The sequence below is a fragment of the Arthrobacter sp. SLBN-112 genome (assembly GCF_006715225.1).
In the GTDB taxonomy this organism is placed as follows: domain Bacteria; phylum Actinomycetota; class Actinomycetes; order Actinomycetales; family Micrococcaceae; genus Arthrobacter.
In genome coordinates this window covers 3126076-3141092 of sequence record NZ_VFMU01000001.1, presented here as the reverse complement: position 1 = coordinate 3141092, position 15017 = coordinate 3126076, and the positions used below count along the sequence as shown (strand labels likewise).

Sequence of the window (15017 nt, the reverse complement as noted above, 5' to 3'; positions counted from 1 at the left end):
CCTCCTGTGCCTAGCCGTAGATGGTTTCCTCGTCGTCGGATTCCTTGGAGATCCGCCGGCCGAGGTACAGGCCTTCCAGCGCCAGTTCGACGGCGGCTGCGAGCTGTCCGTCATTTGTGGCGCCCAGGCGCCGGCCGATTTCGTCGTAGAGGCCCGAGCCGTTCAGGGACGGGAGGTTGCCCAGGAACTCCTGCGCGGTCACCTGTTCCCCGGTGGTGACGGTCCGGTGCCCGTCGAGGGCGGCCACGAGGGGACCCATGTCCAGGCCCTGGAAGTGCGCCCTGACAGCTTCGGCGGTGGCGGTGCGCAGGAGGTGGTCGAGGACCCCCTGTTCGCGTCCTTCCTCGCCCGATTCGAACTCGATTTTGCCTGTCAGGACTTCCACGGCCGGTTCGAGGTCGATAATCCGTGCCACCGCCTGGTCCTCGCCCCGCAGGCTTGCCCGGCGCAGTGCGGCGGCGGCCACGGTCTCAGCCCCGGCGATGGCGAACCGGGCGGAAACGCCGGAAGTCTGGTTAATGGCCGGGGACTGCCGCAACGCGCGGGTGTAGCGGGCCAGGATCTCCAGGATGAAGGGCGGGACGTCCGCCACCAGCCGGCCCTCCTGCAGGATGACGGAGACCTCGTCCTCCAGTTCAATCGGGTAGTGGGTCCGGATCTCCGCACCAAAGCGGTCTTTCAGCGGTGTGATGATGCGGCCGCGGTTGGTGTAGTCCTCGGGGTTGGCGGACGCGACAACCAGCACGTCAAGCGGCAGCCGCAGCACGTAGCCGCGGATCTGGATGTCCCGTTCCTCCATGACGTTGAGCATCGCCACCTGGATGCGCTCGGCAAGATCCGGCAGCTCGTTGATGGCGATGATGCCGCGGTTGGAGCGGGGAATGAGCCCGTAGTGGATGGTCTCGGGGTCCCCCAGGCGGCGGCCCTCGGCCACCCGCATCGGATCCACGTCCCCCACCAGGTCGGCCACCGACGTATCCGGCGTGGCCAGCTTTTCCACGTACCGCTCCGACCGGTGCCGCCAGGCAACCCGCAGCCGGTCGCCCTCGGTCAGGACCCGGGCACGGGACTGTTCGGTAATCGGTTCGAAGGGGTGCTCGTTCAGCTCAGAGCCCTCGATGACCGGAGACCACTCATCCAGCAGCCCGGCCAAGGTTCGCAGCAGGCGGGTCTTGCCCTGTCCCCGCTCACCGAGCAGGACGATGTCGTGCCCAGCGATGAGGGCCCGCTCGAGCTGTGGAATCACCGTCCGGCTGAAGCCGAACAAACCGGGCCAAGGGTCCTGCCCCGCGGCCAGGGCGGCGAGGAGATTGTCGCGGATCTCGTGGCGCAGGTCCTTGTGGACATACCCTGCGGCACGCAGTTCACCAACGGTAAAAATATCGGGGCGATCAGTCACCCCTCTACGGTAAGCCCCGCCCTGCAGCTAATCGAGAGTTTCCTCCAGATTCCTCTGTTCGGCCATTGTCCGGCATAGGCTGGTTGCTAATGACTGCAGCTTCGACGTCGGAACCCTGAGCGGACGGAGGCGGGCGTGACAGTTAACGGCTTGGCATGGAGTGGATGGCCACGGAACGCGGCCGCGCGGGGCATCCGGTGTCCGGGCGGGAGCTGACCCTCCTTAATGAGGGCGGCGTCGAGCTGTTGGGCCGGATCATGAGCGGCAGCAACGCCACGTTCCTGGTGGATGTTACCTCCGCGGACGATTCCGCTTGGGCGGTCTACAAGCCGGAAGCCGGGGAACGCCCACTCGCTGATTTCGACGCCGGCCTGTACCGCCGGGAGCGCGCCGCCTACCTGCTCAGCGAAGGATTGGGGTGGGGAATGGTACCGCCTACGGTGGTCCGCACAGACGCGCCGCTTGGGGTGGGATCGCTGCAGTGGTTCATCGAGGGGGACCTCCAGGAGCATTACTTCACGCTGTACGCGGACTCCCCCGGGACCCACGCCGAACTCGCCCGCATCGCACTGTTCGACTACGTGGCGAACAATACGGACCGGAAAAGCGGGCATGTGCTGCGTGGCACTGACGCCCGCATCTGGGGCATCGACCACGGACTGTGCTTTTCCGCCGCGTTCAAACTGCGCACCGTGATCTGGGACTTCGCGGGTGACCCCATTCCGGACAACCTGCTCGAGGACATCAGTCCGCTGGCCACCACGGTGCCCGCCGATGTAGGTGCACTGCTCGACCATGCCGAAGTGGCAGCACTCCAGCGCCGCGTCCAGCGGGTGCTTCAGGACAAAGTACTTCCGGTTGACCACACCGGCATGCGCTACCCCTGGCCCTTGGTGTGAATCATTTTGGTCCAAGCAGCGTGCACCGGCACCCTCACTGGGCGTCCGGACGTCCTTGCGCTGCGGCTGCCGCAGGGGCCGCCTGTTCTAGGTGGGCGCCGATGTGCTCCAGCAGGTAGTGCTGTCCCAGCACGGTGGGGTGGTCACCGTCCGGGCCGATGAGATCGTCAAAATCATTGCTGATCCAGCCCTCGGCGATGGGGTCGACGAACTCACCGCCCGCCTGCCGGGCAGCGGCCCTGAGCTGGTCGCTGATGTCCACCAGGGCGGGATCGGGGATTTCAGAGTACGACGGCGGCCCCACCACAATGAGCTTCGCTGCCGGGGCCAGGGCCTCGGCACGGTCCATCGCCGCCAAGGCAGCGTCACCAATATCTGCGGGCGCACGGCCCAGGTCATTCTCCGACCCGAAAAAGACAACGATGCCAGTATCCGGGGTCACGAAGCTTTCAACCTCGGTGCCGAAAGTACCGTCAAGGTCACCGGTGCTGAGGTAACCGCTGCCGTTCTCGGCGGCATTAACCACCTCCAGGCCTGCGCCCAGCGGGTCTTTGCGCAATAACGCCGGCCACGCCTGCTGCGGCGACGTGCCGTGGCCGGTACTCAACGAGTCCCCCACAACCACAACGCGGACCGGAGGTGCCGCCGTGACCGGTGGCTGTGTCTGGGCCGTACTCCCTGACGTTACGGCCAGGACCAGGCCAACCGCACCCGCAGCCATTACCCGGCCGGGATGCCGGTGCACGGGATGGCCCTGCGGCAGCACGCCGTGATGCATCGGTCCACCTCCTGCCTGCAAATCGTCGCGGGCCGGCGGCGGCTGCGCGCCGCCTATCCGTCCTCTGTCCGTGTCCCATCGTAGGCAATGGTGGGAATACTGTAGGGCCAAGGTGACCAGGATCAAAGGATGCACAGCCACTGCACAGGAACTTTAGGGGCGTTAGGTACCCGGTGCGCGTGCGATCCGGCATCCGCTTTACGCGGTTGCCTGCGGGCTACGCTTAACCTGTGCGGCCGCAAACCATCGGGTGGGACCCCGCAACCAGCCTTTCCGAGCAGGCACCCGGCGTCTATTTCGCTGAAGGGCCGGCCTCCAACTGGATGGTGGTCCGGGACGGAAAGGGGTTCATCCTCATTGACAGCGGTTATCCCGGTGACCGCCGACACGTCCTTGCCTCACTCCGCTACCTGGGCCTGGAACCCGCGCACGCCATGGCCCTGCTGGTTACGCACGGCCACGTGGACCATACGGGCTCCGCGGCCTTCTTCTCCGAGTCCTTTGGAACCCCGGTCCTGTGCGCCCGCGGCGAGTTGGCACACGTCCAGGGGAAGGAAAAGCACCAGGTCACCCTGGGACAGGTCCTCATCCGGGCCTGGCGGCCGCGTGTGTTCCGCTGGATGGTGCACGCCATCAGGGCGGGCGCCTTGGCGTCAAGGCCCGCCACGCGCGCGGAGGCGTGGGACGCTGCCACACTCCGGGCCCTGCCCGGCCGGCCTGTGGCCATCTCCCTGCCGGGACATACGCCCGGCAATGCGGCAATCCTGCTTCCGGAAGCCGGCGCCATCGCCGTCGGTGATTCGTTTGTCAGCGGCCACCCGATCAGCCGCACCTCCGGTCCGCAGATGCTGCATTCCATGTATCACTCAGATCCGGACGCAGCGCATGCTGCCCTGCGGAACCTTGCCGGCGTCGACGCCGCCGTTGTCCTGCCGGGCCATGGGCCTGCCTTGCGCATCCCGCTGGCCCAGGCGGCAAGCAGTGTGACCGGCCAGCCGCGAACAGGTTCACGCGCATCCCGGCGAACCCGCCGCACCGGGCTCAAGGGTGCAGGCTAAAACTTTCCGTAGCGTGCCCGGGCCATGGAATACACGCCGTAACAAATAAGCCCTGCGGCAATGGCGCCCAGGAGAAACACTCCATACGGCTGCGCGCCGAGGGTCTTCAGCCCGCCATCCAGGCCGGAGGACTTGGACGGATCGGCGGTTGCGGCGGCCACGATAATCAGCACACCGACGACGGCGAGCACCACGCCCTTGGCGGCGTAGCCGATGGTTCCAATCCACTCCACGGCTGTGCGGGCATTGCCGGGGTCCTGCAGGTCTTTCATGAATTTCCGTGTGATGCCGCGATAGGCGTAATAGCCGCCGGCGCCGATGATCGCCAGCCCCACCGCGATCAAAAGCACCACCCCTGAGGGCGCTCCCATGAGCTTTGCCGTGAAATCGCTGGCGGACTGGCTGGAGTTCTTGCTGCCGCCGGAGGCAAAGACGGCAAAGGTGAAGGCCAGGACACCGAAGACAACAGCTTTGCCCACGGCACTGGCAGCCTTTTTCAGCTTCTTCTTGGAATCAGTCTCGGAGCGGGCCCCAAAAACGGCCTCGCTTAGCATCCACAGGGCAAGCGCAGCGCAGGCAACAGCTCCCACCCAGAGCAGGATCCCGCCGCCAGGTTTGGACGCCAGGGTTCCGATTGCTCCGGACTGGTCGGCTTCACCGCCCTGGCCCCTGTCCAGCTGCAATGCGATGACGCCGATCAGGATGTGGACCAGGCCGATGAAGACAAATCCGGCACGGGCCAGAACACGGACCGCAGGGCTGCGGCTCGCCGATGCGGCCTCGGATACTGCCCTGTTCGCTCCCTGCGACGCGTTGCCCATGGCCGGCCCTTCCACTTTATGCAGTTGATCTCTCGGTCCCCCAGGCGGGGTCTCGTGCCTGCCGGCCCCGCCGGATGATTCAGTGTAAATCCGTCCGCGCCGTCCCGACAGATCCCGCAAAGTTCGGGCCACGGACGGATCACCACTAGAGTCGAAGCGGTGCATGCCGAACAGAACGTTGACCAGCTGACCGCCCTGAACCCAGACATGTTGAGCCTGCCCGCAGAGTTGGCCGGCCAGGGCGAAGACGGCTTCGTCCGGGTGCGCGGTGCCCGTGAGAACAACCTGCGCAACGTCAGCGTCGACGTGCCGCGGGACGCGATTGTGGCGTTCACCGGAGTCTCGGGCTCGGGCAAGTCGTCGCTGGCCTTTGGCACCATCTACGCCGAGGCGCAGCGCCGCTTTTTCGAATCGGTGGCGCCCTATGCCCGCCGGCTGATCCAGCAGGGCCACAACCCCAAGGTGGAGCAGATCAGCGGTTTGCCGCCCGCCGTCGCACTCCAACAGCGGCGCGGCACCGCCACCTCAAGGTCCACCGTGGGGACCGTGACCACGCTCTCCAATTCGCTGCGCATGCTGTTCTCCCGCGCAGGCAGCTACCCGGACGGCGCTGCCCCACTGGATTCGGATGCCTTCTCCCCCAACACCGCGGCAGGCGCCTGCCCCGAATGCCACGGCCTGGGAACGGCCCACGCGGTCACCGAAGCATCACTGGTGCCGGACACGTCCCTCAGCATTCGTGACGGCGCGATCGCCGCCTGGCCCGGCGCCTGGCAAGGCAAGAACCTGCGCGACATCCTGACCCACCTGGGCTACGACGTCGACGTTCCCTGGCAGCAGTTGCCCCGCGAACAGCGGGACTGGATCCTTTTTACCGAGGACCAGCCCGTGGTGGAAGTGACGCCGCAGCGGGACCGCGTGGCCAAACCGTACAAGGGCCGGTTCTGGAGCGCCAGGAGCTACGTCATGCACACCCTCCTTGACTCCAAAAGCCCTGCCATGCGGGAGAAGGTGCTGCGCTTCATGGAGACGGGACCGTGCCCGCGGTGCGATGGTACCGGGCTTCGGCCCGAGGCCCTTGCGGTGACCTTCGCCGGGCAGACCATTGCCGGACTCAATGCCGTGCCCATGACAGAACTGGCGGAGATCATCCGCCCCACAACCCTGCTGGCCACGGCAGGCACCGCGTCGCGGAAGCAGTCCTCCGAATCCAATAAAGTGGCCGTGGCCATTACCCGCGACCTGCTGCACCGCATCAACGTCCTGCTTGACCTTGGCCTTGGGTACCTGGCGCTAGGCCGGGCCACGCCGACACTCTCGCCGGGCGAAATGCAGCGCCTCCGGATTGCCACCCAGCTCCGGTCCGGGCTGTTCGGCGTGATCTACGTGCTGGACGAACCGTCAGCCGGCCTGCACCCCGCGGATGCCGAACCCCTCCTTGCGGTCCTGGACCAGTTGAAGGCATCAGGAAATTCCGTGTTCGTGGTGGAGCACAACATGGACGTGGTCCGCCGCGCCGACTGGCTCGTGGATGTGGGTCCCCGCGCCGGCGAGGACGGCGGGCAGGTGCTGTACAGCGGGCCCGTCCAGGGCCTCGACGCTGTGCCAGGGTCAGTGACACGGCCGTTCCTGTTCCCCAGGGATTCAGCAGGGGTCATGGCCGACGGCGGGAGCGGCATGGGTGCGGCGCGGGAGGCCGCCGGGTGGCTGGAACTGCGCGGCATCAGCCGCCACAACCTGCGGAACCTGGACGTGGCCTTTCCGCTCGGTGTCCTGACGGCCGTCACGGGCGTATCAGGGTCCGGTAAGTCCACGCTGGTGAGCAAGGTCCTCGCGGACGTTGCCGGCACCTCCCGGCGGGCCAGCGATGACAGCCGGGAGCCACGTGAAGAGCCGGGCGTTGGGATCGACGAGGACGGCGGCCCGGGCAGTGTGGGGCACATTGCCGGCCTGGAGCGGATCGACCGCGCAGTCACGGTGGACCAGAAACCGATCGGGCGCACACCCCGCTCCAACCTGGCCACATATACGGGGCTCTTCGATGCGGTCCGCAAGGAGTTCGCTGCCACCGATGCCGCCAGGAGCCGGGGTTTCGGCCCCGGGCGCTTTTCCTTCAACGTGGCCGGCGGACGGTGCGAGACGTGCCAGGGCGAGGGCTTCGTGGCCGTGGAGCTGCTCTTCCTTCCCGGAAGCTACGGTCCCTGCCCGGAATGCAACGGATCGCGCTACAACCCGGACACCCTGGAGGTCACCTACCAGGGCAGGAACATTGCGGAGGTGCTGGGAATGACGGTCGATGCCGCAGCCGGTTTCCTGGCAGGGGTTCCCGCCGCGGCGCGTTCCCTGCAGACCCTCCAGGAAGTGGGCCTGGGCTACCTCCGGCTGGGCCAGCCGGCCACCGAGCTTTCCGGCGGTGAGGCGCAGCGGATCAAGCTGGCCACTGAACTGCAGCGGGCCCGGCGCGGCCACACGCTCTACCTGCTGGACGAACCCACCACGGGACTCCACCCGGCCGACGTCGAACTGTTGATGGCCCAGCTCAACCGCCTGGTGGACGCCGGCAACACGGTGATCGTCGTGGAACACGCCATGGACGTGGTGGCCGGGGCGGACTGGGTGATGGACCTGGGGCCCGCCGGTGGCGACGCCGGCGGTAAGCTCGTCGCCGCCGGCAGCCCGGCCGCCGTCGCGGGTTCCCGCAGCAGCCGCACCGCCCCCTACCTGGCCGCCGCCCTCCGGGACCGTTACGCCGGGGCGGAAGGGTAGCGGCTTTGGGCTCTTGCCCCCGCTCGTGCGCGGGCGTAGGACAGAGGAATGCGTTCCCCCCGGACGGTGCTTCCACACGACGTGCTTAGCGGCCGCGTGGCGGTGGTGACCGGCTCAAGCCGTGGCCTTGGGTTCGCCATGGCCCGGGAGCTGGGCCTGCGCGGTGCGGCCGTAGTGCTGGGAGCAAGATCGGACGACGCCGTTGCTGCCGCCGTCGAACGTCTGCGTGCTGAGGGCATCGCGGCGTCCGGGAGGCGCTGCGACACCGGCGACCTCGCCGACGTGGAAGCACTCCGGGACGAGGCCATCAGCCGCGGGACGCTGGACATCTGGATCAACAACGCCGGCACATCGGGGGTCTACGGGCCCACCGCGTCAACGCCCGTGGATGACTTCACACGTGTGGTGCGGACCAACATCCTGGGCACATTCCACGGGGCCAGGGTGGCCCTGCCGGTGTTCCTGGCACAAGGCCACGGTGACCTGGTGAACCTCTATGGCCAGGGTGACCGGGGACCCGTGGCGCTGCAGAACGCGTATGCATCAAGCAAGCGGTGGGTCCGCCAGTTCACGGAAACGCTGCGGCTGGAAACCAAAGGTACAGGAGTCCGGGTGCACGCTATGAATCCCGGACTGGTGGAGACGGACCTCCTGGGGCGGGTGGCATCCCAGGCGGGGTTCGAGCACCGCCTCGGGGCCCTGCAGGTGGTGGTGGGACTGTGGGGACAGAGCGCCGGGCAGGCGGCACGGCCCATCGTGGATCTTGTGACATCCGACGCCGGGGAATTCCGGTTCCTGACTAAAAGGCGCCTGGTGACCCACGGGTTACGGAACATACTGGGCGGACGCCTGCGCAGGACAAACAGGATGCCGCTGCAGGTCACCGTGGTGCATCCGGACCCGCAGCCCTGATGGGGGCGACCCTCCACCGGCCTCCGTTAGGTAACCGAGACCTTGTCGATGCAGGGTTGTGACGCGGAACACACTATGCTCGACAGCACCATCCGGATCGCGGGAAGAGGCACCATGAGCATCGATATTGAGGTTGGGTCCATCTGCAGCACCGGGGATTCGGCGCGTTTCGGGCCCGCAGCCGACGTTATCGCCACCGCCATAGCCGCCACCATGCAAAGCGTCCTGGAACGTCACGTGGCCTACAACTGGGTCTGGACCGATGAGATCCGCTGCAGGGGGTGCAACGCCAGCCTGCCAATACCATTCCTTGCCAGCACACGTTCCAATGCAGACCGCGTCTTTGAGGCCCACCGCTTGGCGGAAGTGGAAGCACTCCTTGCTATGGGTTCGGGCTTTCTGAACCGCCGCTGATCAGTCCTTTTTCGTTGCTGCAGGCAAATATCTGTCCCGCTCTGGACTCTTGGCCGGGGGCACATCAGACTGTCTACAACAGTTGGCCACCGCGCCCGAATTGTCTGCGCTTTCAATGCCCGCGTAAATGGACGGCTGCATTTATTGGGGTTTTACCGTGAGGCATTCTTCACGGCATTGAAAGGACCTGGCCATGCCGGACTTTGCACCGTTCTTCCCGCTGATTGCCATTATCTTGGGCGTGCTGGTTGCCATTGTTTTTATCTGGGTGGCAACAAAGCTGATGTGGAAGGTGGCAGAACCCAACGAGGCACTGATCATCTCCGGACTGACCAGGGGAACCCTGGAAACCAGGGCAGGAATGGACTTCAAGATTGTGACCGGCAAAGGCGCCCTGGTCCTCCCCGGCCTCCAGACCGTGCGGCCATTGTCACTCACATTGAATGAAACCGAACTCAAGGTTTCCTGCGTCACCTCGCAGGGCATCCAGGTCATTGTCGAGGGGGTCGTCATTTACAAGATCGGCGATGCCCCTCCCTTCATTGCCAATGCCGCCCGCCGGTTCCTGGGCCAGCAGCCCAAAATGCAGAGCCAGGTATACAACGTCTTTGAAGGTCACCTCCGCTCCATTATCGGCAGCATGACCGTGGAGGAGATCATCCGGGAACGGGACAAGCTGGGGTCGCAGGTCCGCAGCGCCAGCGGCGTGGAAATGGAAAAGCTGGGCCTGGTGGTGGATTCGCTCCAGATCAAGGACCTGCAGGACCCCACCGGCTACATCCAGAACATCGCAAAGCCGCATATTGCCCAGGTGAAGATGGAGGCGCGGATTGCCGAGGCCACCCGCAACCGGGAAGCGGCGGAGAAGGAGGCGGAAGCGGCGGCCCTGATCGCGGACGCCCAGAGCGTTTCGGCAATCCGGCAGTCTGTGGCGCAGGCCAACGCCGAACGCGCCAGGGCAAACGCCGCCCAGGCCGGGCCTCTGGCCGAGGCCACAGCACGGCAGCAGGTGGTGGTCCAGGAAACCGAAGTTGCCAAGCTTGAGGCGGACCGTGAGGAGCAAAAGCTGCAGACGAGCATCCGGAAGCCTGCTGACGCGAAAGCGTACGCCAAGCGCACCGACGCTGAAGGCCAAAAGGCGGCGGACATCAGCGCCGCCGAGGCGCTGGCGCGCCGCACCGAGCTTGAGGCCCAGGCGAACGCCCGGCGCACGGAACTGCAGGCCCAGGCGAATGCCACCGCCGCTGCCGCGGCGGCTGGCGCGACGAAGGTGACCGGCGAGGCCGAAGCCGCAGCAACCAGGGCCAAGGGCGACGCCGCGGCGTCCGCCATCAAGGCCAAGGCCCTGGCCGAGGCGGACGGCATCAAGGCCCGGGCCGAGGCGCTGGGCACCAACCAGGACGCGGTCATCTCCCAGCAGCTTGCCGAGAACATGCCCGCCATCATCGCCGCAGCAGCTGAGCCTTTCTCCCACGTGGGCAACATGACCGTCCTCAACGGCGGCGAGGGCGTCAACAAGATGCTGGGCGGCATCCTGGCGCAGGCGGGCGACTACCTGCCTGCCCTCGCGTCCGCGCTCCGAAAAGGCGAGGACACCAAGCATCCATCCAAGGCACCGGGTGCGTAGGGCTGCCGGTGCACAAGGACGTTGACCGGAGCCTGACCGGGAAGATCGGCCGGGTGACCGGGCGCATCGGCCCGGGCACCATCGGCGAAGTCATGTTGCCCTACCTGGGCGGCATCATGGCATTCCATGCCCACCCGTACGACAAAACCAGCGTGTTCCCGGCGGGTACTGAGGTGCTGGTGATCTACTTCGAGCCGCCACAAACGGTGTATGTGGACGAGCTTCCGGACGTGCTGAAGCACCCGGAGTAGGCCCTCCCCCCTTCTTGGAAGGAGCTACCGGCCGCCCTCCATTTTGCGGCTGCGCTGCTCCTGCGCCATCGGCCCATAGGGATAAACGCCCGTCTCCGGCTGGCTGGCCAAGGTGAGCCTGTCAACTTCATCGGCATCGAGCTGCAGTTCAGCGGCGGCGAGGTTGTCGGCGAGCTGTTGCGTGGTCCGGGCCCCCAGGATCACGGACGTCACGGCAGGGCGGTCCGCCAGCCAGGCCAGGGCCACCTGGGACGGGCTCACGCCGTGGGCGTCCGCGATGTCCTGGACAGCGTCGATGACAGCCCACGTCCGCGGGTTCCCGTTGCGCGCCTTCCAGGCCTCCATGCCACGTTCGGGGTTTTCGCCGAGGCGTGTTGCCCCGGAAGGGTGCTGGTCGCGCTTGTACTTGCCGGACAGCCAGCCCCCGCCCAGGGGCGACCATGGCAGCAGGCCGATGCCGGCATCAAGCGCCGCCGGGACGATCTCGAATTCGATGTCCCGGACCAGCAGGCTGTACTGGGGCTGCAGGCTGACGGGCGGGTTCCACCCCTGGTTGCGTGCCACATGCACGGCCTTGGTGAGTTGCCAACCCAGGAAGTTCGAGAAGCCGTAGTAGGCGATCTTTCCGCGGGTCACCGCGTCATCCAGGAAACGGAGCGTTTCCTCCAGGGGCGTGATCGGATCCCACGCGTGCATCTGGTACAGGTCGATCTGTTCCACGCCAAGGCGGCGGAGGGAATTATCCAGGGCGCGGGTCAGGCGCCGCCGGGACGTTCCGACGTCGTTCGGTGCCGTCCCCATGGGAAAGCGTCCCTTGGTGGCGATCACCGCTTTATCCCTCACCTCGGGCCGGTTGGCCAGCCAGCGGCCGATGATTTCTTCCGAGACTCCAGCACTGTAGACATCAGCGGTGTCGATGAAGTTCCCGCCGGCTTCAAAGTAGCTGTCCAGGATGGCGTGGGAAGCTTCCTCCGTGGCCTCCGCGCCGAAGGTCATGGTGCCCAGTGCATAGCTGGTGACGACAGTGCCGCTGTGGCCCAGGGTTCGATATTGCATGGTTGTCCTCGCAATCAGTGGTGGATAGGCGGAAAGCTTCGGCCGGCCGCGTCCCTGGTGGTGGTGCGGATCCGGTACAGGCTGGTGGTTGCCGTGACATAGAGGTCCTGGCCGTCAGACCCGCCGAAGCACAGGTTCGAAACGGTTTCGGGCACGGCAACGGCGTCCAGGAGCTCAAAGGACGGTGAGTAGATCCTTATGGACGGACCGGCGGAGGTCCAGATCCTGCCCTCGACGTCGACCCGCAGTCCGTCAGCCGGAAAACCCTCTTCCAACTCCAGCGCCCCTGTCCTGCGGCTGCAGCGGCCCTCATGCACGCTGTAGGTGGCGATCCGCAGGGGTACGCCATAACGGGAACCGGCGGTATCGGCGACATAGAGGACGGATTCGTCAGGCGAGAAGGCGAGCCCGTTGGGGTGCACCAGGTCGGTGACTTCCGCCGTCATTGATCCCGAGGCGGGCTCATAGCGGAACACATGGCACCCGCCGTATTCCTGCTCGCCTTCGTGGCCTTCTTTTGTCCCCGGAAGAATCCCGTACGGCGGGTCGGTGAACCAGATGCTGCCGTCACGGGCAATCACCACGTCGTTGGGTGAATTCAGCCTGCGTCCCTGGAAGGAATCCACCAGGCCGGTTACTGTTCCTTCACGGTCGCGCTCCACGCGGCGGAGGCCGTGGCTGCACTGCACCACGCTGCCGTCATCATCCAGGGTGCGGCCGTTGGTGAACTCGACGCCAACTGCGTATTCCCGGGTGGTCCCGGTGGCCGGGTCAAACTCGAGGATGCGGTTGTTGGGGATGTCACTCCATCGCACTGTATGCGACGACGGTACCCACAAAGGTCCCTCCGCCCATACGGAGCCCGTAAAAAGGCACTCCAGGCCGGCGGTCGTCAGTTCCATGGGTCCGAACTTACCCTAGGCCTGGTTTTGGGTCTGCGGGACGCGCAGGCTGCCGTACCTTTCCATCCGGTGCCACCGCAGGTGCACCCCTGCCACTGCCGTGACAACTGCCTGGATGACCACCAGATACATCAGCTGCCGGTAGACGAACTGCTGGAGGGGCAACGTCCACAGCGGGCCAAGCCGTTCCTTGTCGAGCCGGAAGGCGTAAGCAGCCATGAGGAACTGAACCAGAAGGAAAACAAGCCAGAGCGCCGCGATCCGGAGTGGATCAAGGAAGACCAGGCCGTAGACAGCGAAGACATCGACGATGGGCGCGAAGAGCGGAAGCAGCACCTGCAGTACCATCAGGTAACCGAGCCCGCGCCGGCCGAGCTTGCCGGCCTGTCCTCCCTGCACCACCGCGCCCCGGTGTTTCCACATGGCCTGCAACGTGCCGTAGCACCAGCGGTACCGCTGGCGCCACAGGGCACCGAGGCTTGCCGGCGCCTCCGTCCAGGCCCTGGCATCCTCCTGGTACACCACGCGCCAGCCGTCCCTGCACAGGGCCATCGTCAGGTCCGTATCCTCGGCAAGCGTGTCATCACTGACACCCCCGACCTTTTGGAGGGCACCGAGGCGGAAGGCACCAATTGCGCCGGGGACGGTAGGCATGCACTCGGCCACGTCGAACAGCCGGCGGTCGAGGTTGAAGCCGACGACGTACTCAATGTGCTGCCACGCACCCAGGATGCCGCCGCGGTTGGCCACCTTGGTGTTTCCCGAGATTGCCCCCACCCGCGGGTCAGCGAAGGGCTGGATGAGGGCACGTGCGGTGTCCGGTTCGAAGACGGTGTCACCGTCAACCATGACCACAAGATCGTGGCTCGCGGCCTCGATGCCGGCGTTCAGCGCGGACGGCTTTCCGCCGTTTTCTTTCCGGATAACTGTCACCCCGGGCAGGTCGAGGGCTTCCACGATGTCCGCTGTCCCGTCTGACGAGCCGTCGTCGACCACGATGACCTCAACCGGATGTGAGGAAGCCACGATGGACCGGACGGCGGCTTCGATGCCGGCGGACTCGTTGTACGCGGGGACAATCACGGTGGCCGGCTCCGTAACCCCGGGCCGGGGTGCCACGTCAACCCGCCGCCGGCCACGCCCGTGGCTCCCAAGGCGCCGGGCGGCGCGGCTGTGCCGCGCGGCGAAAAACATCACCAGGATGGCACGGACGAAAGTCACGACGCCGGCCGCAACGAGCGCCCACGAGATACCGGTGACCACAAGGTCGCTGAGGCGGATGCCCCATACCAACGCTCCGCCGCGGACCTGTTCGATGGTGGAGGCGGGGCGCATGCTCTCGACGCCGACTGCGTCACCGACCGTGGTCACGCGGTAGCCCTGCTCGGAGAAACGCGACAGGGCGGAATCCAGCGCGGCGGCTGTCTGTTCCCTGTCGCCGCCGCCGTCATGCATCAGGACTACCCGGCCCTGCGACCCCGCGGGGGTGAGGTTCTTCTCGATTGCCCCGACGCCCGGCAACTGCCAGTCCTTGCTGTCCATGCTGCTCAAAACGGTGAGATAGCCCTCATCCGCCAGTCCTTGCATTGCAGACCACATGCCGTTGGTGAGCGCGCCGTTGCCGGCCGTGTAAGGCGGACGCAGCAGGGAGGCCGTCTGGCCGGTGATTCCCACGATCGCGTCCTGGCCGCCCTGCACCTCGAGTTCGCGGCGCCATTCGCCGGCAGCGCCGAGATCGGCATGGGTCAGCGTATGGACTCCTATTTCGTGACCTTCGGCCGCTATGCGCCTCAACAGATCCGGATGATCCACCGCGGCCGAACCGACGACGAAGAACGTTGCGTGGACGTGGTGTTCCCGAAGGATATCGAGGATGCGGGGCGTCCACGCCGGGTCCGGGCCGTCATCGAAGGTGAGCGCGACGGTATGGTCGGGGGGACTGACCGTACGCACCGTCCCGGCGCGTGAGTCGACTACCGGCCCGCCGTGGGATACCGCCTCCGGGACCTGGCTGGCAGATGCGCCGACCGGCACGGAGTCCACACCGATTCCGCCCAGGTGATGCATATACCCCTGCACGGCCAGGGCGAGGCCCAAGGCGATCAAGGTGGCCATAAGGACCAACCAATGCGCT

At 66.2% G+C, this 15017-nt stretch carries 13 protein-coding genes; 7 read left to right on the top strand and 6 right to left on the bottom strand.

The genetic code is table 11. The annotated features are described in order from the left end of the window. Positions 1-10: 10 nt before the first annotated feature. Positions 11-1399, bottom strand: coding sequence for a sigma 54-interacting transcriptional regulator (locus FBY33_RS14455; RefSeq protein WP_142031156.1), 1389 nt, complete (start codon positions 1397-1399; stop codon positions 11-13). Between the two features lie 164 nt (positions 1400-1563). On the opposite strand from FBY33_RS14455, the gene FBY33_RS14450 reads away from it, so the two are divergent. Next, positions 1564-2298, top strand: a complete 735-nt coding sequence (locus FBY33_RS14450) for an SCO1664 family protein (protein WP_235010582.1) — start codon at positions 1564-1566, stop codon at positions 2296-2298. A 34-nt stretch (positions 2299-2332) separates the two neighbouring features. Here the strand turns inward: FBY33_RS14450 and FBY33_RS14445 are convergent, their stop codons facing one another. Beyond that, positions 2333-3076 carry an SGNH/GDSL hydrolase family protein gene (locus tag FBY33_RS14445; protein ID WP_142031155.1) on the bottom strand — a complete coding sequence of 248 codons (744 nt, stop codon included), beginning with the start codon at positions 3074-3076 and terminating at the stop codon, positions 2333-2335. Between the two features lie 230 nt (positions 3077-3306). Between FBY33_RS14445 and FBY33_RS14440 the strand changes: the two genes are divergently transcribed. Beyond that, the gene (locus tag FBY33_RS14440) at positions 3307-4134 is read left to right on the top strand and encodes an MBL fold metallo-hydrolase (protein WP_235010581.1); all 828 of its coding nucleotides are present in this window, start codon (positions 3307-3309) and stop codon (positions 4132-4134) included. Here FBY33_RS14440 and FBY33_RS14435 read toward each other — a convergent pair. Continuing rightward, positions 4131-4955 (bottom strand): DUF1206 domain-containing protein, encoded by an 825-nt coding sequence (locus FBY33_RS14435; RefSeq protein ID WP_142031154.1) that lies wholly within the window; start codon positions 4953-4955, stop codon positions 4131-4133. The genes FBY33_RS14440 and FBY33_RS14435 overlap by 4 nt on opposite strands. A gap of 207 nt (positions 4956-5162) precedes the next feature. Here FBY33_RS14435 and FBY33_RS14430 point away from each other — a divergent pair, with 207 nt between their 5' ends. From FBY33_RS14430 to FBY33_RS14410, 5 genes are all read left to right on the top strand, one after another. Continuing rightward, a complete protein-coding gene (locus FBY33_RS14430) occupies positions 5163-7721 on the top strand; it encodes an excinuclease ABC subunit UvrA (protein ID WP_142032893.1) in 2559 nt (852 codons plus the stop codon). A 48-nt stretch (positions 7722-7769) separates the two neighbouring features. Then, positions 7770-8633, top strand: a complete 864-nt coding sequence (locus tag FBY33_RS14425; protein ID WP_142031153.1) for an SDR family NAD(P)-dependent oxidoreductase — start codon at positions 7770-7772, stop codon at positions 8631-8633. 114 nt (positions 8634-8747) lie between these two features. Further along, positions 8748-9047 (top strand): hypothetical protein, encoded by a 300-nt coding sequence (locus FBY33_RS14420; protein ID WP_235010580.1) that lies wholly within the window; start codon positions 8748-8750, stop codon positions 9045-9047. Positions 9048-9240: 193 nt separating this feature from the next. Further along, positions 9241-10674 carry a flotillin family protein gene (locus FBY33_RS14415; RefSeq protein WP_142031151.1) on the top strand — a complete coding sequence of 478 codons (1434 nt, stop codon included), beginning with the start codon at positions 9241-9243 and terminating at the stop codon, positions 10672-10674. Positions 10675-10682: 8 nt separating this feature from the next. Continuing rightward, positions 10683-10925, top strand: coding sequence for a hypothetical protein (locus FBY33_RS14410; RefSeq protein ID WP_142031150.1), 243 nt, complete (start codon positions 10683-10685; stop codon positions 10923-10925). A gap of 24 nt (positions 10926-10949) precedes the next feature. On the opposite strand, the gene FBY33_RS14405 is transcribed toward FBY33_RS14410, so the two are convergent. Genes FBY33_RS14405 through FBY33_RS14395 form a run of 3 tightly spaced genes read right to left on the bottom strand, consistent with a single transcriptional unit; the run spans position 10950 to position 14998 of the window. Beyond that, a complete protein-coding gene (locus tag FBY33_RS14405; protein ID WP_142031149.1) occupies positions 10950-11981 on the bottom strand; it encodes an aldo/keto reductase in 1032 nt (343 codons plus the stop codon). Between the two features lie 14 nt (positions 11982-11995). Beyond that, the gene (locus tag FBY33_RS14400) at positions 11996-12883 is read right to left on the bottom strand and encodes an SMP-30/gluconolactonase/LRE family protein (RefSeq protein ID WP_142031148.1); all 888 of its coding nucleotides are present in this window, start codon (positions 12881-12883) and stop codon (positions 11996-11998) included. A gap of 15 nt (positions 12884-12898) precedes the next feature. Next, positions 12899-14998 carry a bifunctional polysaccharide deacetylase/glycosyltransferase family 2 protein gene (locus FBY33_RS14395; RefSeq protein ID WP_235010579.1) on the bottom strand — a complete coding sequence of 700 codons (2100 nt, stop codon included), beginning with the start codon at positions 14996-14998 and terminating at the stop codon, positions 12899-12901. Between the last annotated feature and the right edge of the window lie 19 nt (positions 14999-15017).